The 22,527-nt window shown below is 72.0% G+C and carries 19 protein-coding genes and 1 pseudogene; 4 read left to right on the forward strand and 16 right to left on the reverse strand.

The features are described from left to right. Nucleotides 1-10 precede the first annotated feature (10 nt). Both QQK49_RS10785 and QQK49_RS10790 read left to right on the forward strand, forming a co-directional pair. Nucleotides 11-208, forward strand: a complete 198-nt coding sequence (locus QQK49_RS10785; protein ID WP_284303911.1) for a type II toxin-antitoxin system HicB family antitoxin — start codon at nt 11-13, stop codon at nt 206-208. Further along, nucleotides 205-624 (forward strand): type II toxin-antitoxin system death-on-curing family toxin, encoded by a 420-nt coding sequence (locus QQK49_RS10790; protein ID WP_284303912.1) that lies wholly within the window; start codon nt 205-207, stop codon nt 622-624. The genes QQK49_RS10785 and QQK49_RS10790 overlap by 4 nt, the downstream gene beginning before the upstream one ends. 64 nt (nt 625-688) lie before the next feature. Here QQK49_RS10790 and QQK49_RS10795 read toward each other — a convergent pair. The 15 genes and pseudogenes from QQK49_RS10795 to rpsB all read right to left on the reverse strand — a co-directional run bounded on the left by QQK49_RS10795 (nt 689) and on the right by rpsB (nt 19,523). Beyond that, nucleotides 689-2,588: pseudogene (locus QQK49_RS10795) on the reverse strand (propionyl-CoA synthetase). Nucleotides 2,589-2,838: 250 nt separating this feature from the next. Beyond that, nucleotides 2,839-3,327 carry a hypothetical protein gene (locus QQK49_RS10800; RefSeq protein ID WP_284303913.1) on the reverse strand — a complete coding sequence of 163 codons (489 nt, stop codon included), beginning with the start codon at nt 3,325-3,327 and terminating at the stop codon, nt 2,839-2,841. Between the two features lie 208 nt (nt 3,328-3,535). Continuing rightward, nucleotides 3,536-4,696 (reverse strand): 23S rRNA (adenine(2503)-C(2))-methyltransferase RlmN, encoded by a 1,161-nt coding sequence (gene rlmN / locus QQK49_RS10805; protein ID WP_284305887.1) that lies wholly within the window; start codon nt 4,694-4,696, stop codon nt 3,536-3,538. A gap of 123 nt (nt 4,697-4,819) precedes the next feature. Beyond that, the gene (locus tag QQK49_RS10810; RefSeq protein ID WP_431310533.1) at nt 4,820-5,560 is read right to left on the reverse strand and encodes a phosphatidate cytidylyltransferase; all 741 of its coding nucleotides are present in this window, start codon (nt 5,558-5,560) and stop codon (nt 4,820-4,822) included. A 101-nt stretch (nt 5,561-5,661) separates the two neighbouring features. Beyond that, the gene (gene frr / locus QQK49_RS10815; RefSeq protein ID WP_284303914.1) at nt 5,662-6,219 is read right to left on the reverse strand and encodes a ribosome recycling factor; all 558 of its coding nucleotides are present in this window, start codon (nt 6,217-6,219) and stop codon (nt 5,662-5,664) included. 191 nt (nt 6,220-6,410) lie between these two features. Next, nucleotides 6,411-7,550, reverse strand: a complete 1,140-nt coding sequence (locus QQK49_RS10820) for a phosphotransferase family protein (protein ID WP_284303915.1) — start codon at nt 7,548-7,550, stop codon at nt 6,411-6,413. After that, the gene (locus QQK49_RS10825; protein ID WP_284303916.1) at nt 7,547-8,659 is read right to left on the reverse strand and encodes a hypothetical protein; all 1,113 of its coding nucleotides are present in this window, start codon (nt 8,657-8,659) and stop codon (nt 7,547-7,549) included. The genes QQK49_RS10820 and QQK49_RS10825 overlap by 4 nt, the downstream gene beginning before the upstream one ends. Next, complete coding sequence (locus QQK49_RS10830) at nt 8,656-10,461, reverse strand: ABC transporter ATP-binding protein (RefSeq protein WP_284303917.1); 1,806 nt, start codon at nt 10,459-10,461, stop codon at nt 8,656-8,658. The genes QQK49_RS10825 and QQK49_RS10830 overlap by 4 nt, the downstream gene beginning before the upstream one ends. Beyond that, nucleotides 10,458-12,965, reverse strand: a complete 2,508-nt coding sequence (locus QQK49_RS10835) for a glycosyltransferase family 4 protein (RefSeq protein WP_284303918.1) — start codon at nt 12,963-12,965, stop codon at nt 10,458-10,460. Before QQK49_RS10835 ends, QQK49_RS10830 begins: the two co-directional genes overlap by 4 nt. Further along, nucleotides 12,955-14,169 carry a glycosyltransferase family protein gene (locus QQK49_RS10840; protein WP_284303919.1) on the reverse strand — a complete coding sequence of 405 codons (1,215 nt, stop codon included), beginning with the start codon at nt 14,167-14,169 and terminating at the stop codon, nt 12,955-12,957. The genes QQK49_RS10835 and QQK49_RS10840 overlap by 11 nt, the downstream gene beginning before the upstream one ends. A 211-nt stretch (nt 14,170-14,380) precedes the next feature. After that, nucleotides 14,381-15,106 carry a UMP kinase gene (gene pyrH, locus QQK49_RS10845; protein ID WP_284303920.1) on the reverse strand — a complete coding sequence of 242 codons (726 nt, stop codon included), beginning with the start codon at nt 15,104-15,106 and terminating at the stop codon, nt 14,381-14,383. Between the two features lie 112 nt (nt 15,107-15,218). Beyond that, nucleotides 15,219-16,376 (reverse strand): alpha/beta hydrolase, encoded by a 1,158-nt coding sequence (locus tag QQK49_RS10850; protein WP_284303921.1) that lies wholly within the window; start codon nt 16,374-16,376, stop codon nt 15,219-15,221. 135 nt (nt 16,377-16,511) lie between these two features. Further along, nucleotides 16,512-17,495, reverse strand: a complete 984-nt coding sequence (locus QQK49_RS10855; protein WP_284303922.1) for an alpha/beta hydrolase fold domain-containing protein — start codon at nt 17,493-17,495, stop codon at nt 16,512-16,514. A 158-nt stretch (nt 17,496-17,653) separates the two neighbouring features. Beyond that, nucleotides 17,654-18,481: a translation elongation factor Ts gene (gene tsf / locus QQK49_RS10860; RefSeq protein WP_284303923.1), complete on the reverse strand. Its 828-nt coding sequence runs from the start codon at nt 18,479-18,481 to the stop codon at nt 17,654-17,656. A 31-nt stretch (nt 18,482-18,512) separates the two neighbouring features. Further along, a complete protein-coding gene (rpsB, locus tag QQK49_RS10865) occupies nt 18,513-19,523 on the reverse strand; it encodes a 30S ribosomal protein S2 (RefSeq protein WP_284303924.1) in 1,011 nt (336 codons plus the stop codon). A gap of 356 nt (nt 19,524-19,879) precedes the next feature. On the opposite strand from rpsB, the gene QQK49_RS10870 reads away from it, so the two are divergent. Together QQK49_RS10870 and QQK49_RS10875 are read left to right on the forward strand one after the other, a co-directional pair. Then, nucleotides 19,880-21,046 carry an aminotransferase class I/II-fold pyridoxal phosphate-dependent enzyme gene (locus tag QQK49_RS10870; protein WP_284303925.1) on the forward strand — a complete coding sequence of 389 codons (1,167 nt, stop codon included), beginning with the start codon at nt 19,880-19,882 and terminating at the stop codon, nt 21,044-21,046. Nucleotides 21,047-21,136: 90 nt separating this feature from the next. Next, nucleotides 21,137-21,727 carry a M23 family metallopeptidase gene (locus QQK49_RS10875; protein ID WP_284303926.1) on the forward strand — a complete coding sequence of 197 codons (591 nt, stop codon included), beginning with the start codon at nt 21,137-21,139 and terminating at the stop codon, nt 21,725-21,727. On the opposite strand, the gene QQK49_RS10880 is transcribed toward QQK49_RS10875, so the two are convergent. Further along, a complete protein-coding gene (locus QQK49_RS10880) occupies nt 21,715-22,509 on the reverse strand; it encodes a DUF3152 domain-containing protein (protein WP_284303927.1) in 795 nt (264 codons plus the stop codon). The genes QQK49_RS10875 and QQK49_RS10880 overlap by 13 nt on opposite strands. Between the last annotated feature and the right edge of the window lie 18 nt (nt 22,510-22,527).

A 22,527-nucleotide genomic window follows, 5' to 3' on the forward strand; every position in this document is an offset into this window, starting at 1 on the left:
AGCTGTGGCCATGACTCTCAGACTCGACCCCGAGCAGGATGCCAAGCTCACCGAACTCGCCGCGGCTCAGGGCATCAGCAAGCAGCAGGCCGTCCTGCGACTCATCGACACCGCGGCGTCGCGCGCGACCAGGGAAGAGCGTCTGCGAGCGATCGCCCAGCGCGTCAAGGACCGCGACGGTGAGCTCCTCGACCGACTCGCCCAGTGAACTTTCACTACCTGACCGTGGAGGATCTCGCGATCCTCGCCGCAGAGCTCGGCGTTCCCGATGTCCGCGACAGCGGACTGCTGGACTCGGCAGCGCAGCGGCCGGCCTCGACCGCGTTCGGTGAGGACGCCTACCCGGATCTGGCGACGAAGGCTGCAGCACTGATGTCGTCCATCGCACGCAACCACGCACTCGTCGACGGGAACAAGCGCCTGGCGTGGACAGCGACCGTCGCGCTCGGCGACGTCAACGACCACGACCTCGTGCCGCCGTCGATCGATGCCGCCTACGAGCTGGTGATCGCCGCCTCGACCGGGACCGCCGACGTCGATGGCATCGCGACGATCCTCGGCCGATGGCTGGTGGCGTTTCCGGTCCTCCCACCGCAGGACGACCCGAGCGACCCGGTCGAGTGACGCCCTGCCTCGCCGTCGTGGGCGATCACGTGTGCCCGTGCCGCGGGATCCGGGGCGGCCCTCCTCACTCCTTGCGCAGCACCGGCCGCAGGGTGTCGAGCACGGTGGGGTCCTCGATCGTGCTCGGCACGACGGCCTCCTGACCGTCGGCGATCTGGCGCATCGTCTTGCGCAGGATCTTGCCCGAGCGCGTCTTGGGCAGCGCGAGCACGACGTCGACGAGCTTGAGGGCGGCCACGGCCCCGACCTCCTCACGGACCCGCGCCACCAGCTCCGAGCGCAGCTTCTCGACGTCCTCGTCGCTCTCGATGTTCACGCCGGACTTGAGCACGACGAACGCCCGCGGGATCTGTCCCTTCATCTGGTCGGCGACACCGATGACGGCGCACTCGGCGACCGACGGGTGCCCGGCGAGCGCGGCCTCGATCGACCCCGTCGACAGCCGGTGGCCGGCCACGTTGAGCACGTCGTCGGTGCGGCCCATGACGTAGACGTACCCGTCCTCGTCGATGTACCCGCCGTCGCCGGTGAGGTAGTAGCCCTCGTAGGCCGACAGGTAGCTGCTGACGTATCGGTCGTCGTCACCCCACAACGTGGGCAGGGTGCCCGGGGGCATCGGCAGCTTGATGGCGATCGACCCCTCGGTGCCGGCCGGGACCTGCTGACCCTGGTCGTCGAGGACCTGCACGTCGTAACCCGGGGTGGGCACGGTCGGTGAGCCCGGTTTGACCGGGAGTTCCTCGATGCCCACGGGGTTGGTGGCGATGGGCCAGCCCGTCTCGGTCTGCCACCAGTTGTCGATGACGGGGATGCCGAGCTTCTCCGAGGCCCACTTGTACGTCTCGGGGTCGAGCCGCTCGCCCGCGAGGAACAGGCGCCGCAGGCTGGAGACGTCGTACTTCTCGAGCTCGCGGGCGTCCGGGTCCTCCTTCTTGATGGCCCGGATCGCGGTCGGCGCGGTGAACAGCGAGGCCACCTTGTACTTCTCGACCACCCGCCAGAACGCGCCGGCGTCCGGGGTGCCCACCGGCTTGCCCTCGTAGACGATCGTCGTGGCACCGGCCAGCAGCGGCGCGTACACGATGTAGGAGTGCCCGACGACCCACCCGACGTCGCTGGCCGCCCAGAACACCTCGCCCGGCTCGATGCCGTAGAGGTTCTTCATCGACCAGGTCAGCGCCACGGCGTGCCCGCCGTTGTCGCGCACGATGCCCTTGGGCTTGCCCGTCGTGCCCGAGGTGTAGAGCACGTACAGCGGATCGGTGGCCACGACCTCGACGCATTCGGCCGGCTCCACGGTGCCCGGCTGCATGCACTCGTCCCAGTCGAGGTCACGCTCACCCATTTCGGCGGTGACCTGCTCGCGCTGGAGGATGACGCAGCGATCCGGCTTGTGGCTGGAACGCTCGATGGCCTGGTCGAGGAACGGCTTGTACGGGATGGTGCGTGTCGGCTCGACGCCGCACGAGGCGGCAACGACGACCTTGGGCGCGGCGTCCTCGATGCGGGCGGCGAGCTCGGCCGGGGCGAACCCGCCGAAGACCACCGAGTGGATCGCGCCCAGGCGGGCGCAGGCCAGCATCGCGACGAGCGCCTCGGGCACCATCGGCATGTAGAGGACGACCCGATCGCCCTTCTCGACCCCGAGGTTGCGCAGCACACCGGCGAACCGGGCCACGAGTTCGAGCATCTCGGCGTAGGTGATCGTCCGGGAGGCGCCCGTCACCGGGCTCTCGTAGTAGACCGCGGCCTGATCGGCGCGACCGGCGATCACGTGCCGATCCAGAGCGTTATAGCAGGTGTTCAGGGTTCCGTCGGAGAACCATCGGTAGAACGGGGGCGGGAGTCGTCCAGTCCGGTCTTCGGGGGCGGATCCAGTCGACACCTCGGGCGACGTCGGCCCAGAAGGCGGCCGGATCGGCGCTGCTGCGGTCGTGGAGTTCTCGGTAGGCGCCATTGCTCATGGCACCATCTTGGCGCTCCGAGGGCGCCTCCGGGCCGCTTGGCCTCGGGAACCTGCCGGAGGACCCGAAACCGCCGCCGAACGGACGTCACCGCCGACGGATGGCGCGGCGCGTCAGCAGGGGGCCGGAGCATGAAGCGGCGGTCGGCGCAGGCCCCTGTTCCCGCGCCGACCGCCAGGCCCACCACGGTGACGTGGGGAGCTCATCCGAAGAGGCCGCCGTCGATGGTCGCCCTCCGGATGTCCGGGGGCTACGCGCACTCCAGCTTGAGGGCCTTGAGGGTGGAGTTCGGTGCGACCTCGCACCCGACGCCCGCGGTGCCGAGGTCGACGACGGTCCAGGTGCTGCGCGTCTTGCGCAGGAGCACGGTGGCCGGGTCGAGCTCGGCGGCCTGCTTGGGCGTGAGGGTGACGCGGGCCCACGAGCCGCTCGTGCGCAGGTCGCGCACGGAGTAGGCGGAGGCGGCGACGCCCTCGGTGAACTCACTGGAGTGCACCGCCTTGGTCACGGCCTTGAGCGTGGCCGCGCGCTGCAGGGCGGCGGTCGAGCGGCGCAGTTGAGCGCTGCGCACGACCCGGTACTGACCGGCGGTCTTCGTGGCGACCGTGACGCCCTTCGTCGAGGTGGTGGTGACGCTCTTGGCGGGAGCTGCGGCCGCCGTGGACGAGGGCGCGGAGGCCATGCCGCTCGCCAGAAGGAGCGCCGCGGTCGTCCCGCAGATGTACCGGCCTGCACGCATGATCTCGCCTTTCCGATCCGAGACACCCCCGGCCTCGCGAACACCCCAATCATCCCGTCTCCGCCGACCTCCAGGAAGCGAATAAGCCCCGCCCGGGATCACAACTCGATGACGTTAGGATCACCGACCGGACACGGGGCCTGACCTGGGCCTTCGACGGAGTCCGCGGGGCCTGTCCGACCCCCTTTCCACGGGTGCGCGGCGGCGCTCAGGCGGTGGCTGCGGCGAGCTGTCCGCAGGCCCCGTCGATGTCGGATCCGCGGGTGTCGCGCACGGTCGTCGGCACCCCGTGCGCGCGCAACCGCTCGACGAACTGCTGCATCACTCCGGGCCGGGAGGCCGTCCACTTGCTGCCCGGCGTGGGGTTGAGCGGGATGGGGTTGACGTGCACCCAGCCCGAGCCGCGAGCGGCGAGCTTCTCGCCCAGCAGGTCGGCCCGCCACGCCTGGTCGTTGATGTCGCGGATGAGGGCGTACTCGATCGAGACGCGGCGGCCGGTCACCTCGAAATAGCGTCGCGCCGAGTCCAGCGCCTCGTCGACCGCGTACCGGTTGTTGATGGGCACGAGCTCGTCGCGCAGCTCGTCGTCGGGCGCGTGCAGGCTCAGCGCCAGGGTGACCGGGATGCCCTCGGCGGCCAGGCGGTCGATGCCCGGCACCAGCCCGACGGAGGACATCGTGATCCCCCGCGCCGACATGCCCAGACCGTGCGGCGCGGGATCGACCATGCGCCGGATGGCGGCGACGGCCCGCTTGTAGTTGACCAGGGCCTCCCCCATGCCCATGAAGACGACGTTGCTGACCCGCGTCGGCCCGGCCGCGCCCGCCTCGTCCAGGTCCTCGCCCTCGGGTGCGTCGAAGGCGCCGACCCCGTCGTCGGAGTCGGTCTCGGGGTCGCCGTCGGCCGCGGCGTCCACCATGCCGTCACGCAGCATGCGGGAGGCCTCGACGACCTGCGCCACCATCTCCGCGGTGGACAGGTTGCGGGTGAACCCCTCCTGGCCGGTCGCGCAGAACGGACAGTTCATGCCGCACCCGGCCTGGCTGGAGATGCACACCGTCGCCCGACGCGCGTACCGCATGAGCACGGACTCCACGAGGGCGCCGTCGTGCAGCCGCCAGACGGACTTGACCGTCGCGCCGCGGTCGGCGCTCAGGTGGCGCACCGGCGTCAACAGGGTGGGCAGCATCGCGCCGACGAGTTCGGCACGGCCCGCGGCGGGCAGGTCGGTCATGTCGGCCGGGTCGGTCGTGTAGTGCACGAAGTAGTGCCGCGAGATCTGCTTGGCACGAAAGCCCGGGTGGCCGAGCTCGGCGACGGCCTTCGTCCGACCGTCCATGTCGAGGTCGGCCAGGTGGGTGGCCGGCATGGGGTTTCCGGGCGGGGAGAACGTCACCTGCCCGGGCGCAGGTCGCCGACGCTCGAGGCGCAGGGGAACGGGGCGGTTCGGCGAATCTGTCACGGAATCCTCGAGATCGGTCGGATCGGATGGTCAGACGAGGAGGGTGAGCACGAGCCAGGCGCCGGGCGCGGTCACCAGGAGCGAGTCGATGCGGTCCATCAGTCCTCCGTGTCCGGGCAACAGCTCACCGAGGTCCTTGATTCCGAGATCGCGCTTGAGCATGGATTCGGTGAGGTCGCCCAGCGTCGCGAGTGCGACGGTGACGAGCCCCAGCACGGCCCCGGCGACGATCGACCCACCGAGCATGAGCGGCACGGTGAGCATGCCCGCGACGACACAACTCGCGGCCGACCCGGCCAGGCCCTCCCACGACTTCTTCGGGCTGACCGACGGCGCCATCGGGTGCCGGCCGGCGAGCACCCCGACCGCGTATCCGCCGATGTCGCTGCAGATGGTGACGATGATGAACACCGCGATGCGCATCGGCCCGTCCTCGGCCCGGAGCATGAGGGTGGTGAAGGCCGCCAGGAACGGCGCGTACGCCACGACGAACACGCCGGCGGTCACGTCGCGCGCCGCGTGGTCGATGCCCAGGACGCTGCGCCAGGTGACCACGGCCAGCAGCGTCAACCCGAAGGCCATCATGAGCCCCGGCCCGCCGCCCAGGTAGGCCCCCACGTGCATCGCGACGGTGCCGACCATCACGGGGATCAACGGCACCCGGAACCGGCCCGCGGCGAAGGCACGCGACAACTCGGAGACGCCGACGCAGATGGCGGGGATGACGAGCAGCAACCACCCCCAGGGCACGATGAACAGGCTGGCGAGCACCAGCGCACCCAGGCCCACCCCGACGCCGATGGCGACGGGAAGGTCGCGCCCCGCCTTGCCGGGGGACGCCGCCTGGTGGTCGCCGGAGTCGTCATCGTCGATCAGACCTCGAGGAGTTCGGCTTCCTTGCCCTTGAGCAGCGTGTCGATCTGGTCGACGTGCTTCTTGGTCAGGGCCTCGAGTTCCTTCTCGGTGCGGGCGCCCTCGTCCTCGCCGATGTCGCCGTCCTTGACCATCTTGTCGATCTGGTCCTTGGCGTGGCGGCGCACGTTGCGGACGGCGACCTTGGCGTCCTCGCCCTTGCGCTGGGCCATCTTGATGTACTCCTTGCGGCGCTCCTGCGTGAGCTCCGGGAAGATGCAGCGGATCGCGTTGCCGTCGTTGCTCGGGTTGACACCGAGGTCGGAGTCGCGGATCGACTTCTCGATGGCCGCCATGGCGCCCTTGTCGAAGGGCGTGATGAGCATGGTGCGGGCCTCGGGCGTCTGGAAGGAGGCGAGCTGCTGCAGGGGCGTCGGGGCTCCGTAGTAGTCGACCATGAGCTTGCTGAACATGGACGCGTTGGCGCGGCCGGTGCGGATCGAGGCGAGGTCCTCCTTGGCCACCTCGATGGCCTTGTCCATCTTCTCCTCGGCCTCGAACATCGTCTCGTCCAGCATCGCGTACGCCTTTCGCCCTCGTGTGATCGCCCGAGTCGGACTCGACCAGGCGACGGAACCCCATGCTGTCAGACCACGGCGCCCGACGCTCGTCCCGGCTCACCGGAAACGATCGGGTGGACCCGCATCTGCGGTCATCGTCCGTGGCCGACGCGTGGGGCCGGAGGCGTGGGGATGGCACGGGGCGTTCGTCAGGTCGTCCCGGGCGCACGAGGTCGACGACGGAAGGCGTGGACGGCGTGGATGCGGAGTGCCGCGCCGCGCCGCAGGAGGTCGAGTCGGTCGGGGTGGCTCGCCGCAGGATGCCCGCCGGCAGCCACGGCGGCCACCATCGCCGACGTGGCCGCCCGAGTCGCGGCCGCCGCCGACGGGGTCAGGGTGACCAGCAGGTCGAGATGGGCCAGCAGGTTGGCGAGGTCCAGACAGGGATCGGTCCAGGCGGCGGTGTCCCAGTCGAGGATCGTCAGGCCGGTGTCGGCAGACACGAGGATCTGCCCGTCGTGCAGGTCGCGGTGCCCGAGGACGGACGGCGTCTCCGGCGCACGACGCAACGCCCCGATGAGGTCATCGGCCTCGGCGCGCAGCCGCTCGGCGGCGGGGCGCCCCACGGGGGCGAGGGCGCACGCCGCCCCGACCCACCGATCCAGGGTCGCGGCCTCGTCGGCCAACGTGTGCCGAGGGAGGGCGTCGAGGTCGGCTGACCGCGCCGGTTCGACCGTCGCGAGCGCGGCGAGGGTCTCGCCCAGCCTCCGCCCGACCTCGGCGGGCAGCACACCGTCGGCCTCGGCCGGTCCGTCCGCGAGCACGCTGCGCAGCGACCTGCCCGGCGCGGGTGCGAGATCGATGCTGCCGGCGTCCGGATCGACGGCCGTCCGGGCCGGTGGCCGTGGCACGCCGGGAGCCCGCTCGAGCAGCCGTTCCACCGCGTCGGCCCGCGCCACGGCCCGCCTCGTCGCCTTGGGGGTCGCGAGCTTGCGGAAGCTCCCTCGCTCGTCGCGACGCAGCACCGCGCGCTTGCCCGCCCGGTGCGCGAGCACCCGCCACCCGTCGGCGACGAGCCCCGTGATCTCCGGCAGCACCGGGTCGTCGGCGACGATCTCCAGCTCGTTCCCGCACAGCCGCGCCCCCAGGACCCGCCCGTCGGAGGCCTGGAGTTCGAGCACGTATCCCCGAGCGGGATCGGCGAGATCGGCGGGCCAGGCCCGACGCACCGCGCAGCGGTCCCCGGCGACCGGCACCCCGTCGGCCAGCAGCCGGGCCAGGCCCACGCCGGTGGCGGGGATGGCCAGGGAGGCCGGGGTGGCTGATCGGGCGAGTCCGTCGGCGGTCACCGGTGCGCTCCCACCAGGAGCTGCTGCTCGGCGTGCGCCAGGAGCCGCTCGGTCACCTCCGGCCACTGCGGATGGCGTCGTCGGAAGGGTTCGGGACCGCGCAGGATCAGGGCCGCGGCGAGCACGGCGGGGTCCACGGAGCGGCCGGCCGCGGGGGTCACCGGCTCGGTGAGCGTCTCGTCCGCCGGGTACCACCCCGCCACGATCAGACCCGCGGTCCAGGTCGCCACGTCCCAGCCGAGCGGCCAGAGCCCGGACTGGTCCCAGTCGAGGACGCCGACCCGATCGCCGTCCACGACGACCTGATCCGGAGTGAGGTCGCCGTGGGCCCGGGCCCGCTGCACCGCACCGAGCGGGCCTCGGATCCGATCAGCCACATGCGCAGCGCGTTGGCCCCAGGGCTCGTGCAGCATGCGCAGGCCGCGCACGGCGGCCTCGACGCGGGCCAGGGGCTCGACGCGGCGCCGAGCGGCTCGGTCGTCGCCCGCCTGCCCGCGCAGCAGGTCGGGCAGCGGGTCGCTCGGCGCCCACGGCCGGCCGGGCTGCCACGGCAGGTCCTGGGCGGGCAGTGCGTGGTGGAGCCGCAGGACGCGGCGCTTCGTGCCCAGATCCACCACCCCGACCCAGCGGCGGGCGGGGTTGTGGGACAGCGTCGTCACGTCGGCGTGGACGGTCCGCCCACGACCGTCGACACCCGGCGGCCAGGCGGAGCGACGGACCGGCCAGCGGATCTGCGACGGCCCGCTGTCCGGATGAAGCCGGGCGAGACCGCTCAACCGGCGGTCGCCGGCGGCGACGGTGAGGATCAGGCGCTGGTCGGGCAGCTCGTGGCCGGGGAGACCCAGCCGGGCGGCGACGGTCAGATCCTTGTGTCGCTTCGTCCGCCACGGGTCGTCCGCCAGCACCCGGGCGAGCAGCCACGGACCCCGCCCCGCCGCCGGGCGCAGCACGGCGGTGACCGAGGCACCCGGTTTGATGCGCAGCCGATCGAGGTGATGCGGCTCCTCACCGAGGGCGTGAAGCGTCTTCTCCAGCCGCAGCGGATCGAGCAGCAGGGCCAGGCCGGGAAGGTCCGGGTGTGCGGCGGCGACGGCCGCGTCGTCGATCATCGTCGTCCTCCGGTGGTCAGCGAAGTCCTCGGGCGAGCGCCCGGTCGGGGGTCGGGATCGCGGCCGGGCACGCCGCGCTCGACGAAGATGCCGTCGCGCAGCTCGACGACCCGGTCCGCCAGGTCGAGCAGATCGTGGTCGTGCGTGACCAGGATCGTGGTGCGGCCCTCCGCTAGTCGTCGCAGGGCAGCGACGACCTCGATCCGGTTGTGTTCGTCCAGCCCGGTGGTGGGCTCGTCCAGCAACAGGAGCCGGGGTTCGCGCAGCAGGGCGCGGGCGATGGCGAGGCGCTGTCGCTGCCCACCGGACAGGGTCGAGCCCTTCTCGGAGACCTGCTGGTGGATGCCGTGTTCGCTGCGATCGACCAGGGATCCGAGGGCGGCCTCGCGCAGCGCCCGTTCGACCTGGTCGTCGGTGGCGTCGAGCCGGCCGAGCCGCACGTTGTCGGCCAGGTCGCCCGCGAAGATCGCCGATTCCTGCAGCACGACGGCGCAGGCCTCGCGCAGTGAGGTCAGGGTGAGGTTCTGCACGTCGTGCCCGTCGAGCCTGATCTGCCCGTCGTGGGGTTCGCAGAAGCGCAGCACCAGGTTGAAGAGCGTGGACTTGCCCGCCCCGCTGGGCCCGACGACGGCCACGCGCTCACCGGCGCGGATGTGCAGATCCGCACCCTCGAGCACCGGCGGGTCGGCGCCGTAGCCGAACGTGACCCCCTGCAGGTCCACGGCCCCGCTCGCGACCCCTCGCCGCCGCGGCGGCAGTGGACGCGCCCACGACCGGTCCTCGACCGGGGTCGCCTCGGCCAGGGTGTCGGCGATGCGCTCACCGGAGGCGGCGGCGCGGGCGATGCGACCGGTGTGTTTGGCCAGGTCGCGCAGCGGTTTGAACGTCGTCTTCAGATACGTGATGAACACCACGAGCTCACCCGGGGTGATGGCGCCTCGCAGGACGCGCCAGCCGCCGAACGCGAGCACGATCCCGGTGGCCACGCCGACGAGCAGATCGGTGCGCCGCTCCAGACCGGCGCTGAGGCGCTTGGCCTTGACGCCGTCCTTGAGACCCTTGACGTTGGCGTTGACGAACCGACTCCCGAGGTGGCCGCCGAGCTCGTAGGTCTGCACGGTCTGCACCGCCGCGAAGGCCTCGCCCGCGTCGCCCGCCAGCTCGCCCTCGCGTTTGCGCTGCTCCCGAGAGGCCGAGGTGATCTTGGAGCCGGCGAAACGACCGGACACGAGGATCAGCGGCAGGACGCACAGCACCACCAGGGCCAGGATCGGGTCGAGTACGAGAACCACCACGATCATGCCGACCACGGTCAGCAGGTTCGCGAGCATCGGGAGACCGGCGGTGACACCGGCCTCCTGGACCCGGCCGACGTCGGTGACCACCCGGGTGACGAGGTCACCGGACCGCATGCGGTGATGGAACGACAGGTTGGCCCCGAGGAGTCGCTGATGCACGTGGGCGCGCAGCCGTGTCGTCACTTGGGCGCCCACGTTCGCGAAGGCGACCGTGGACAGGTAGGCGGCGCCGGCCCGAAGGGCGGCGATGAGCACCACCGCGACCCCGGCGCCGATGAGCAGCCGCGTCACACCGCCTTCCACCGGTCGGCCGACCACCGCCGGGATGACCCCGTCGAGAACCCAACTCACCGGCCAGGGCTCCAGCAGACGCGCGGCGACCTCGGCGAGCACGGCGAGGATGCCGAGGAACGCCAGGGGGCCGGACCCGCGGAAGTGCGGCCGCAGAACCTCGATCGTGCGTGCGAGCGCACCCGGTCGGATGCGGTCCTTGCTCCGGCTCATCCGACGGCCACCCGTTCGATCTCGGAGGCGGGCGCGGTGTGCGCGGTGTGCCGGCCGGGCCCGGTGGACAGAACACGGTCGCCCCGGTCGAGCCGCCCCAGCACCCGGTCGACCACGGCCGTCCACGTGAACCGGCGGGTCGCGGCGGCGCGTCCGGCAGCGCCGAGGCGGGCACGCCGTTCGGCGTCGCGGGCCAGGTCGTCGAGCTCGCGCACGAGTGCGTCGAGGTCTCCGGGCGGGACGAACGCGACCTCGTCCGCGGTGAGGAGGTCGGGCAGGTCCGCGATCGCCGAGGCGACGGTCGGCAGGCCCGCTCCGAGGTACTCGATGACCTTCAACGGCGAGAAGTACGCGTCGCCGGCCGGATAGGGAGCGCACGCGATGTCCGCCCGGGCCAGGAGCCCCGGAATCGCGTCGTGCTCCACGGACCCGACTGTCTCGACCTCGACGCCGGCGGCGCGGGCGCTCGCCACGGTCGAGGCCAGACTCGGCCCGTCGCCGACGAGCAGGAGCCGGACGGGCGTGCCCGCCTCGCGGAGCCGACCCGCCGCCTGCACGAGCAGGTCGGGGGCGTGCCAGGGCCGGAAGGTGCCGACGAAGACGACCGTCGGGGGCTGGGCTGCGGAGCCGGTCGCGACCGTGAACCGGTCGGTGTCGACGCCGTTGCCGACGGCCTCGACCGACACGCCCGAGAGCTGTCGGGCCCAGTCGGCCACCGGCTCGCTGACCGCGTAGGCGTAGTCGGCGGCGCGCAGGGCACGCACGGTCATGTTCGTCGCGGTCTCGGCGTCGACGAGCACCCGGTGGGCGCGCTGCTCCTCCACGAGCGGGGCGTTGACCTCCAGTACGGTCCGCGCCCCGGCGGCGCGGGCGGCCTCGAGCACCTCGGCGCTCCACAGGCCGTAGCGCTGATAGACCAGGGGTACCGGTTCCTGCGGGTGCGCGGCCCTGGCCCCCGCGACGAGTCCGGCGACGATCCCGGCGGCCTGCCGGTCCAGGTCCTGCAGCGCTTGCTCGGCCGCGCCCGGAGAGTCGGCCTTCGGGCGGCCGAGTTCGACGGCGACGACGTCCTCCAGCCCGGGCGGGACCGGACCACCCAGCCGCGCGGCGATCAGCGTGACCCGACGGGCCCGCCGGCACAGCACCCGCAGGACCTCCTGCACGTGCGCCGAGCCGCCCTTGCGCCCGAAGGCCGGGATGCCGGGGTCGGTGACGACGTAGACGACCTCATCCAGATCACCCAGGTCGCCGAGGTCACCCAGGCGGTCCTCGGCGGTCGGTGCGGGCCGCGTCACCTCCTCGGTGAGGCTGCGCAGGTGACGTGCCTGGTCATGGATGTCGAAGTGGCGTTCGATGTGGGTGCGTGCAGCGCGGGCCAGGCGCAGGCGGAGCTCGCCGTCGCCGAGGAGGCGCGTCAGGGCGTCCCCGAGTGCGTCCGAGTCGTGCTCCGGCACCACCAGACCGGTGCTCTCGTGCAGGACGGCCTCGGGGATGCCCGCCACGGGCGTGCCGACCACGGGGGTGCCCAGTGCCATGGATTCCAGCAGTACGGTCGGCAGCCCGTCGCGATCACCGTCGTCGGCCACGACGCAGGGAGCGGCGAAGGCCGTCCCGGAGCGGATGAGGTCGATGACCTGGTGCTGGGGCATCGGGCCGTGCCAGGTGACCACGTCGTCGAGCCCGAGCGCCGTACTGTGCGCGCGCAACTCGGCCTCCAGGGGTCCGGAGCCGGCGATGTCGGCGGTGACGGGATGCCCGGCTGCGCGCAGGTCGGCGATCGCGGCGAGGAAATCGGGCCAGCCCTTCTTGGCGACGAGCCGCCCGACCCCGACGATGCGCGGGGGACGCTCGGCCGGGGAGCTCCAGGTCAGCTCCTCCAGATCCATCCCGTTGTAGATCCGCACGACGCGGCTCTCGGGGGCCAGCGTGCGGATCCACTCCGCGGTCATGTCGCTGACGCCGACGACGGCGTCGGCGTCGGTCAGGACGGCGCGCAGGCGGTCAGGGTCGTTGTCCCCGTGGAAGATGTCCTTGGCGTGGGCGGTCAGCGTCCAGGTCAGCCCGGCCAGAGCTGCGGCGACCCGGGTGGTGCGCCCGCAGATCGAGGCGAAGTGGGCGTGGAGGTGGTCGCGGTCGTTCTCCAGCGCCCAGCACGCCACATGGACCGCCTGGGCGGCGACGTCGGACTCCTCGTCGAACATGGCGTCCAGGGCGGGCCCGGGGATCGGCCCGAGCCCCGCGTCGGTGCGCAACCGCCGCAGGCGGCCGAGGGCCTCCCACAGCCGGGTGTGTCCCTTGACCTCTCGTGGCATCCACGTCACCGGGGCCTGCACGCGGGCGAGGAGGGCGTGGAAGCGGGTGTCGGTGGTGGTGCGCAGCGCGGCGATGGCGATGTCGTCCCCGGCGGCCTCGCGCGCCAGGATCTCGCGGACGATGAACGTCTCGGAGAACCGGGGGTAGCACTTGACGACGTAACCGATGCGGCGAGTGGGCTCAGGCGACATGACAACTCCTGGACGGGCGGTAGGACGAGAACGAGGGGGACGTGAGGTTCCGGGCGCGGGTCACGGCGGCGGAGACTCCACCGCGATCGATCCCGGTGCGATCGACGCGGGTCTGCACGGCGGCGTCGACCCAGTCCTGGAGCGCCCCGGTGGTCAACCGATCGGGGTGCAGGACCGACAGGTGGCCCTGCGCGGCGAGGGCCTCGGCGCGGACCAGCTGTTCCGCCCGCGGCGTGACCCGCGGCACGACGAGCGCCGGCACGTCGGTGTCGAGGATCTCGGCGACCGTGTTCGCGCCACCCATGGTGATCACCGCCCTGGCCCCGGTGAGCCAGGCCGCACCGTGCCGGCTGAAGCGCATGACCTGAACTCCCGGCCGGCCGGCCGCGGCGCGCCTCACGCGGCGGAGCCGGCTCTCCTCCAGCTGCGGCCCGGTGAGCACGAGCAGGTCCATGCCCGCCGGTGGGGTCATCGCGGCCGCCCGGGCGCAGAGGGCGGCGCCGTCCTGGCCACCGCCGCACATGACGAGGACGTAGTCACGTCCGTCGGTCGCGGGCCGGTGCGCCAAGGCGGCCGTGTCCTGGCGGTCGGCGGACAGGTAGCCGAGATGGTGCGTCACCGCGGCGCTGGACGCCGCCATCCCCGTGACCCGACGAAGATCGTGGATCCGCCGGTCGCCGTAGACCCACACCTCGTCGTAGAAGTCACGGACGGCGGCGTCCCCGCCGTCGGCGTGCCACTGCGCCCGGGTGGCCACCGGGTCGTCGAGGACGTCACGCAGCCCCAGCACCGTCCTCGTGCCCCTGGCTCGCAGCCGGGGCAGGATGCGCTCCAGTTCCTTCCCGAAGCCGCGCGGCGTCTTGTCCACGACGAACAGGTCGGGCTCGAAACCGTCCAGCGCGGTCTCCAGCAGCGAGCTGCGCAAGGCCACGACATCGCGGAGCCGACCGCGCAGATGACGAGGGGCGTACCCGCCCTCCCGGTCCTTGCGCAGTCCCGGCAGCACGATCGCCTCGACACCCTCGGGGCGGGGGAACAACCCCACCTCGCTGGCTCCGGTCAGCAGGAGGACGTCGGCGCCCAGGCCACCGGGACGATCGGTGGCGAAGCCGCGGGCCAGCACCAGGTTGCGGCGCAGGTGGCCGAGGCCCTGGGTGTCATGGCTGTAGAGGACGATGCGGGGGCGTCGGGGTACGGGGGTCATGCTCACAAGGCTGAGGGACCAACATGAGGTGAACTTGCCGTCGAGAATGAGAAGGCTCTCATGGGCCACGCCGCCCGGTGTCGGACGTGCTCACACGCCTGGTGATTCGCCTCACAGCCCCGCCCGGACGCCGCAGCAGGACGGCCCGCCGCCGTGGCGTCGAGAGGCACACCGGTGCCGGGGCGACGACGTCGACGTCGCCCCGGGGTCGTCAGACCGCGAAGACCTCGGTACCGAGCGGCTCGCCCCGCAGCACCCGCGCGATCGTGCTGTCGCCCTGCATGGCGAAGACGACCATGGGCAGGCCGTTCTCCATGCACAGGCTGAACGCGGCGGCGTCGACGACCTTGAGGTTGTTCGCGAGGGCGTCGGTGTAAGAGATGCGGTCGAGCTTCTTGGCGTCGGGGTTGGTGCGCGGGTCGGAGTCGTAGACGCCGTCGACTCCGTTCTTGCTCATGAGCACGGCGTCGCAGCCGATCTCGAGCGCCCGCTGCGCGGAGACAGTGTCGGTGGAGAAGTACGGCATGCCCGCACCGGCGCCGAAGATGACCACGCGCCCCTTCTCGAGGTGACGTGCCGCGCGGCGCGGGATGTACGGCTCGGCGACCTGACCCATGGTGATGGCGGTCTGCACGCGGGTGTCGATGCCTTCCTTCTCGAGGAAGTCCTGCAGCGCAAGACAGTTCATGACCGTCCCGAGCATGCCCATGTAGTCGGCACGGGCGCGCTCCATGCCCTTCTGCTGCAGCTGCGCACCACGGAAGAAGTTGCCCCCGCCGACGACGACGGCCACCTCGACCCCCTCGTGCACGGCCTCGGCGATCTGCTTGGCGATGCCCTTCACGACGTCGGGGTCGACCCCCATGGAACCGCCCCCGAACGCTTCTCCGGAGAGCTTGAGCAGCACACGCTTGTAGGCACGCGAGGAGTCGGTCACGGGTGTCTCCCTGTCAGTCGAGGTCGCGCCTCATGGTGCCACCGGCGAGGACCGCGCCCCAAACCGGGTCGGTTCACGCCTCGGGCGCACGGGGTGGCCCCGTGGATCCGGCTCAGGCGTCGGGCGCGAATCCGGGTGAGGTCGAGCCCAACCAGGCCAGTGCGCCGGGAAAGTAGGGGGTCCACACCTCGGAGCGGTGACCGCCGGTCGGCAGCACGGTCGGGGTCACCGACAGCGGCGCCCGGGCCACGTTCACCAGCTCGCGCATGTGTGGCGCGGCCAGGGCGGAGTCCGGCAGGGAGGACAGGACCCACAGGGCCACCGACGGCGGGGCGGAGCCGGCGAGGTGGATGAGGTCGTACCGTCGCGCCTCCTCGCTGCCGGGCGCGAACGGCACGTAGGGCGTGCTGAAGTCGGGTCGGGCATAGCCTCCGAAGGAGATCGCGGTGGCGAACGTCTGCGGACGCAGCAGCGTGCTCATGAGCGCGCAGTAGCCGCCGGCGCTGGTGCCGAGCGTCGCCCATGAATCGCGGTCCGCCTTGACCCTCAGGGTGGAGTAGACCCAGGCGGGCACGTCCTGGGTCACCCAGTCCTCCAGGCGCACGGCGCTGCCGTTGACGCATTCGGTGTCCACTCCCCCGGCGCCCCAGTACGGGATGACGACGACCGCGTCGCGCACGCGCCGGGCGGCGACCTCGCTCGCCATCGCCTGGTCCATCGCGAACACCGTGAAGTAGGCCATCGGAGCGGGGTGGAACCCGTGGAAGGTCTCGATCACCGGGTACTCGCGGCGGGCGTTCTCGGGCCGGGTGTAGGAGGGCGGGAACCACACGAGCACCGTGCCGGTGTACCCGCTGACCGCACCGCGGACCGTGAACTCCTGATACCCGCCGGAGGTCGTGGGCGTCAGGGAAAGCCGGGTCTTCGCCCGATCGCTCGTCGGCAGGCCGACCAGCGGCGAGGGTCCGACGTCGCCGGCCACCGCGGTGGCCGGGGCCTCACCCCGTGCGGCCTGGGCCGGGACGACCGCCGAGGGCCCGGCGTCGGACAGCAGGTCGTTCCAGTCCGAGTACCACCCGTACTGCGCGTTGATCGGGGCGGCGACGTTGAGCACGACGAGCACGACGAGCACCAGGATCGCCACGAGACGGCGCACCACCGCGAGGACACCCGGGCCGGCGGCCTTGGGCCAGCGCACCACCACCCAGACGATCGCGAGGACGAACACCACGCGCAGCGACCACACGAAGACGTCGTCGGTGAACGACATGGACCGATCCTCTCCCCGGCGCCGGGCGGGCCCACGTCGGGCTCGGCGGCTACACGTACTCGTCGATCGTCGGTGCAGTTCGCCACCCCCGCACGCCACCTCGACCGACCTTCCAGATCGGAAGATCGCGGATGCTCATGAGAATTGCCTGGACGCGGGTGCGTGCGCCTCAGGTGCGGGACGCCGACCCGCCGCCGTCCGGACTCCCTGGTCGCCCGAGGCTCCCCGGAGCGCGCGCCGGATCCGGCGCACGATGCTCCCGCGCGCGTCACGGCCCGACCGCGTCGGCAGCAGCGGGTAGACGTGCACGAGGCCGGGGCGCTCGTGCAGTTCGACGTCGACCCCGGCCGCGCGCGCCCGGTCCCGCAGCAGACGGGCGTCGGGCCAGAGGATGTCGCGCGTGCCGATGAAGATCGTCAGCGGGCCGAGACCGGCGAGGTCGGCGGCGAGAGGACTCACCCTCGGGTCGTCCAGCGGCAGGTCCGCGCGCCACAGCTCGATCAGGTGACGGGTGCCCTCGACGCCGAGCCAGGGGTCGTGCGGCAGGACGAGCGGGATCTCCGGATGGCTGAGCGACAGGTCCAGAGCGGGCGCGATGAGCACGGTGCGCGCCACCGCGACCGCATGGTCGTCACGCAGCGTCACCGCCGCCGAGAGGGCGATCTGCCCACCGGCGGAGTCGCCCGCGAGGCACACGGCGCCGTGTTCCTCCCGCGCACGCACGGCGAGGTCGACGACGACGCGATTGGCCTCCTGCGCCGTTCCGAACGGGATGAGGGGGTAGATGGGCACGATCACCGTCGTGCCCGCCTCGGCGGCGATCTGGGCCGCGAGTTGCCAATGCTGGAGCACGATCTCGTTGACCCACCCACCGCCGTGGCAGTAGACGACCGCGCTGCGGGCCGGCGTCTCGATCGGCCGGAGGGTGTACATTGCCCACCCCTCGTGCTCGGTCACCTCGACCGCGACGTCACGCCGGAGCGTGCGCGGAGGACCGTAGCGCTGGGGACGCAGGGCGCGCTCGGCGACGTGCCGCCGGGCTCCCGGCACCGTCGCGAACACCCGGTCGGCACGGGCCAGTCGCAGGGCCGGCGGAACGAGGAACTCGGGGATCGACATCGGCTCGCTCCGGTTTCGGGGCTGCCGGCGGGACCACCGGCTCGAGGCCATCGTGCCCGAGAAACCCGCGCCCTTCGAGCCCGCCGATCACGCCATCACCGGAAACGCAGGAGCCCGCCACCCCCAGGGGGCGGCGGGCTCCGATGCGTGATGAGGACTCAGGAACCGACGCGCACGCGCGCGTAGCCCTTCGCCTCGACACCGGCGTCGGACAGGACGGCCTTGACCTGCTTCTTCTGGTCCTTCGCGAACTTCTGCTCCAGGAGCACGTTCTCGGCGAAGAAGCCGTTGACGCGACCCTCGACGATCTTGGGCAGCGCCTGCTCGGGCTTGCCCTCCTCGCGGGCGGTCTCCTCGGCGATGCGACGCTCGTTGGCGACCATCTCCTCCGAGACCTCCTCGCGCGTGAGGACGGTCGGGCTGAACGCCGCGACGTGCATCGCGACGTCGCGCGCCACGGTGTCGTCGTCGCCGTCGTACGCGAACAGCACGCCGATCTGCGCCGGCAGGTCAGGGCTGGTCTTGTGCAGGTAGGAGACGACCTTCGGGCCCTCCACACGAGCGACCCGACGCACCTCGATCTTCTCGCCGATGCCGGCGTTGGCCTCGTCGAGCAGCTCCTTGACGCTCTTGCCGTCGACCTGCGTGGCCAGGAGGGCCTCGGCGTCGGCGGAGCCGGACTGCACCGCGGCGTCGAGGACCTTGGCGGCCAGCTCGCCGAACTTCTCGCCCTTGGCCACGAAGTCGGTCTCGCAGTTGACCTCGACCAGGGTTCCCACGCCACCGTCGACGTGGGCGGTGACCAGACCGTTGGAGGCGCTACGGCCCTCACGCTTGGTCACACCCTTGAGGCCCTTGACGCGCAGGATCTCGGTGGCCTTGGTGCGGTCGCCGTCGGCCTCGTCGAGGGCCTTCTTGACGTCGAGCATGCCGGCGCCGGTCTGCTCGCGCAGCGCCTTGATGTCGGCAGCGGTGTAGTTCGCCATCTGGAATCTCGCTTTCGTCGCGGAGGGGTCGTCAGGACTGAGCGGGCGTGGAGTCGGTGGTCTCGGCCTCGGCGACCGCGTCGTTCGCGGCCTCCGGGGTGACCTCCGGGGCGCCTTCGGTGGCGGCCTCGGTCTCGACCGGAGCCTCGGTGGCGCTCGCCTCGGCGGGGGCCTCACTCGCCGCGTCGGCCGGAGCCTCCGTGGCGGTCTCGACCTGAGCCTCGGCGGGAGCCTCGGTCGCCTGGGCGGGAGCCTGCTCGGCGCTCTGGTCGCCGGCGAGGAGCTCGCGCTCCCACTCGGCCATGGGCTCGGCGCCACCGTCGACTGCGCTCTCGCCACCGCCGGCGCTCTGGCTGCGGGTCATGAGACCGTCGGCCACGGCGTCGGCCACCACGCGGGTGAGCAGCGTGACCGAACGGATCGCGTCGTCGTTGCCCGGGATCTTGTAGTCGACCTCGTCGGGGTCGCAGTTCGTGTCGAGCACGGCGATGACCGGCAGCTTGAGCTTGCGTGCCTCGGTGACGGCGAGGTGCTCCTTCTTGGTGTCGACGATCCACACCGCGGAGGGGACCTTGCTCATGTCGCGGATGCCGCCGAGGGTCTTCTCGAGCTTGTCCTTCTCGCGACGAAGGACGAGGAGCTCCTTCTTCGTGCGGCCGCTGCCGGCCACGTCGTCGAAGTCGATCTCCTCGAGCTCCTTGAGGCGCGAGAGGCGCTTGGAGACCGTGTTGAAGTTGGTGAGCATGCCACCGAGCCAGCGGTGGTTGACGTAGGGCATCCCGACACGCGTCGCCTGTTCGGCGATGGGCTCCTGGGCCTGCTTCTTCGTGCCGACGAACAGGATCGTGCCGCCGTGGGCGACCGTCTGCTTGACGAACTCGTAGGCGTCGTTGATGTAGGTCAGCGACTGCTGCAGGTCGATGATGTAGATGCCGTTGCGCTCGGTCATGATGAAGCGCTTCATCTTGGGGTTCCAACGACGGGTCTGGTGCCCGAAGTGGACGCCGCTCTCGAGGAGCTGGCGCATGGTGACGACGGCCATGCCGTGTCTCCTTCTTCTCGTTCCGGTTTCATCGCCCGGCCCGCGGGAGTGCGGAATCGAGCGCCTGGCGCTCCGGCCACCGCCACCGGGATGACCCGGACCCAGGCGGCGCACCCCGGCCTCGACCGGTCTGGAACGCGCGAATTCCACTGCGAGAAGCCCTGATTCACTCCGGCGTCGAAGTCGGCGACGGTGTTCGGCAGGATCGAGAGCGGGATGGGATCCCGATCGACAGCAGTGGTGCCCACATCTTAGTGCGGATCCGCCCCCCGACGCGAATCCCCCCAGGGGTGGGGCAGGTCGCTCGCCGGGGCTCCGCCGGAGGAGACGCGGCGCTCTCTGGCTAGGCTCCCGTCATGGACAGCCCTCTGATCCCCGCCATGCAGCCGTACGCGTCGACCATCTTCTCGAAGATGAGCGCCCTCGCGGTGCGGACGGGAGCGGTCAACCTCGGGCAGGGGTTCCCCGACGCCGAGGGCCCGCCCTTCCTCGTCGAGGCCGCCGTCCGCGCCCTGCGTGAGGGACACAACCAGTACGCGCCGCGCCTCGGCGTCCCCGAGCTGCGGACCGCGATCGCCGATCACCAGCGGCGCTTCTACGGCCTGGAGATCGACGCGGACACCCAGGTGCTCGTGACGATGGGCGCCACCGAAGGCATCTCGGCCGCGATCCTCGCCCTCGTGCAGCCCGGCGACGAGGTCGTGACGTTCGAGCCGTACTACGACTCCTACCCCGCGATGGTCGCCCGCGCCGGCGGCACCCTGCGGCCCGTCCGCCTGCGGTTCCCCGACTTCGCCCTCGACGAGGCCGAGCTGGCCGCGGCGTTCTCCGACCGCACCCGCATGATCGTGCTCAACACCCCGCACAACCCCACGGGCAAGGTCTTCCGGCGCGAGGAACTCGAGCTCATCGCCGACCTCGCGCGCCGCCACGACGCGTGGATCGTCACCGACGAGGTCTACGAACACCTCGTCCTCGACGACGTCCCGCACATCCCGATCGCGACGCTGCCCCAGGCCGCCGACCGCACCCTGACGATCGGCTCGGCCGGCAAGACGTTCTCGATGACGGGGTGGAAGGTCGGCTGGATCACCGGTCCGGCCGAGGGTGTCGCGGCGGTGACCTCGGTCAAGCAGTGGCTGACGTTCACCGGGCCGGGCATCTTCCAGTACGCCGTCGCCGAGGGCCTGGCCATGGACGATGCCGGGTACGCCCACCTCACCGACGAGTTGCGCGCGCGCCGCGCCCAGTTGCTCGACGGCCTGGCGCAGGCGGGGATCCGCACCAACCACCCCGAGTCCACCTACTTCGCCATCGCCGACCTCTCCTCACTCGGAATGCCGGACGCGCTGAGCGGCATGGCGTCCTTCGCGCAGGAGCACGGCGTCGTCGGCGTCCCCGTCGCGGCCTTCCACTCCGGCGACGCGGTGCAGGAGAGCGCACCGCTGGTCCGCCTCGCGTTCTGCAAGTCCGAGTCGCTGATCGCCGACGGTCTCGAGCGGTTGCAGCGCGCCGCGGTCTGATCGTCCACAGCCGATCCGGCCGGCGCCCCGGGTCCACCGTCGAGACGCGGTGGAGGATCGCCGCCGTGCGCCGGGGCCAGGCTCGATCCCATGGATATCCTCCCCCTGGCGGTGTCGGTGGCGTTGGTGGGCCCGTTCGGGCTGGTCACCGCCCCGACCGCGCCTGCTCCCGTGGCCGCGCCCCTCGCGGCGGTCGCAGCCGCCGACGACCCCACACCGGCGGTGCGCACGGATCGGCCGCGGGCCGAGGACGCTCGCGGGCCATGGGCGTCCCCGGTGGACCCTCTGCGTGTCACCCGTCCGTTCGACGCGCCGGCGCAGAAGTGGCTACCCGGTCACCGCGGTGTCGACCTGCGGGCACCGGCGGGGACGCCGGTCCGTGCCCCCGCCGCGGGGCGCGTCGCGTTCGTCGGGATGGTGGCCGGCAGACCGGTGCTCTCGATCGACCACGACGACCCCGTCCGGCCCGGCGGCACGCTCCGCACGACGTACGAGCCGCTGAGGTCGACGCTGATCGTCGGCACGGGCGTTCGCCCCGGTGAGGTCATCGGTGAGGTGCGGGACGACTCGCACTGCGACGGCGGGTGTCTGCACTGGGGCGCCCGACGCGGCAAGGACTACGTCGACCCGTTGTCGTTGCTGCGTGGGCCGATCCGGCTCTGGACCCCTCAGGCGGGGTAGGGGTGGGGCAGGCAGCCGTCGAGGCGCAGGGTCTGCTGGAGCATGATCGGCGCCTTCTCCCCTCGTCCCGGGCAGGCGACGTGTCCGTGCCCGAGGGAATGTCCGACCTCGTGGTTGACGAGGTAGGTGCGGTAGGCGTCCAGGTCCTCGCCGTAGTTCTTCGAGCCGTGGACCCACCGCCACGCGTTGACCATGACCTTGCCGGCGTGGTGGCACGACAGGCGCCCGTTGGTGCGCAGCGGCGCGCACTTGGCGTCGACGAGGTCGGGGCTGGCGAACATGATGCGGATGTCGGGCTCGACGCCCTGCTTGCGCTCCTCGGCACTGACGTCCTCGAAGCGGACGCCGTCGCGCGTCTCCCAGCCCCGGTCGTCGGTCAGGTAGCCGCGGACCGCCTCGGGGAATCCGGCGGCGACCTTCTCGAGGCCACCTTCGATCTCGACGGTGTAGCGGACCACGCGACCGGGCCGGTCCTGCGGCGAGGAGTCCTGCCCGGGGAGGGTGACGACGGTCGTCCTGCCCGAGCCGGATTCGGGCACGTCCTGCGCGGCGGAGGTCTGCACCTCGGTGCCGTCCTTCTCGGCCTCGCCGTCCGGTCCGGTGGGCTTCGGGGACGGGGTGGCCGGAGCGGTCGGGGTGGCGGTGATGGGCTGCGCGCCCTCGGGCGCCGCAGCGGTCTCGTCACCCCCGCCGGCGGCACACCCGGAGACGGCCAGGAGGAACGCGACGGTGGCCGCCGCGATCCCGGTGGGCCGTGGCCTCGCGAGTCGTGCTGTCGGCATGCTCATCCCTCGATCCGG

Source organism: Mobilicoccus caccae, assembly GCF_030161635.1.
GTDB lineage: Bacteria > Actinomycetota > Actinomycetes > Actinomycetales > Dermatophilaceae > Mobilicoccus > Mobilicoccus caccae.

Coding starts and splice junctions, on each gene's coding strand:
- QQK49_RS10840 (WP_284303919.1), bottom strand. CDS start 14,169: ATGACCCCCGTACCCCGACGCCCCCGCATCGTCCTCTACAGCCATGAC.
- QQK49_RS10880 (WP_284303927.1), bottom strand. CDS start 22,509: ATGCCGACAGCACGACTCGCGAGGCCACGGCCCACCGGGATCGCGGCG.
- rpsB (WP_284303924.1), bottom strand. CDS start 19,523: ATGGCCGTCGTCACCATGCGCCAGCTCCTCGAGAGCGGCGTCCACTTC.
- QQK49_RS10835 (WP_284303918.1), bottom strand. CDS start 12,965: ATGTCGCCTGAGCCCACTCGCCGCATCGGTTACGTCGTCAAGTGCTAC.
- QQK49_RS10850 (WP_284303921.1), bottom strand. CDS start 16,376: ATGTCGTTCACCGACGACGTCTTCGTGTGGTCGCTGCGCGTGGTGTTC.
- QQK49_RS10830 (WP_284303917.1), bottom strand. CDS start 10,461: ATGAGCCGGAGCAAGGACCGCATCCGACCGGGTGCGCTCGCACGCACG.
- rlmN (WP_284305887.1), bottom strand. CDS start 4,696: ATGCCGGCCACCCACCTGGCCGACCTCGACATGGACGGTCGGACGAAG.
- QQK49_RS10825 (WP_284303916.1), bottom strand. CDS start 8,659: ATGATCGACGACGCGGCCGTCGCCGCCGCACACCCGGACCTTCCCGGC.
- QQK49_RS10800 (WP_284303913.1), bottom strand. CDS start 3,327: ATGCGTGCAGGCCGGTACATCTGCGGGACGACCGCGGCGCTCCTTCTG.
- QQK49_RS10870 (WP_284303925.1), top strand. CDS start 19,880: ATGGACAGCCCTCTGATCCCCGCCATGCAGCCGTACGCGTCGACCATC.
- QQK49_RS10875 (WP_284303926.1), top strand. CDS start 21,137: ATGGATATCCTCCCCCTGGCGGTGTCGGTGGCGTTGGTGGGCCCGTTC.
- tsf (WP_284303923.1), bottom strand. CDS start 18,481: ATGGCGAACTACACCGCTGCCGACATCAAGGCGCTGCGCGAGCAGACC.
- QQK49_RS10785 (WP_284303911.1), top strand. CDS start 11: ATGACTCTCAGACTCGACCCCGAGCAGGATGCCAAGCTCACCGAACTC.
- frr (WP_284303914.1), bottom strand. CDS start 6,219: ATGCTGGACGAGACGATGTTCGAGGCCGAGGAGAAGATGGACAAGGCC.
- QQK49_RS10855 (WP_284303922.1), bottom strand. CDS start 17,495: ATGTCGATCCCCGAGTTCCTCGTTCCGCCGGCCCTGCGACTGGCCCGT.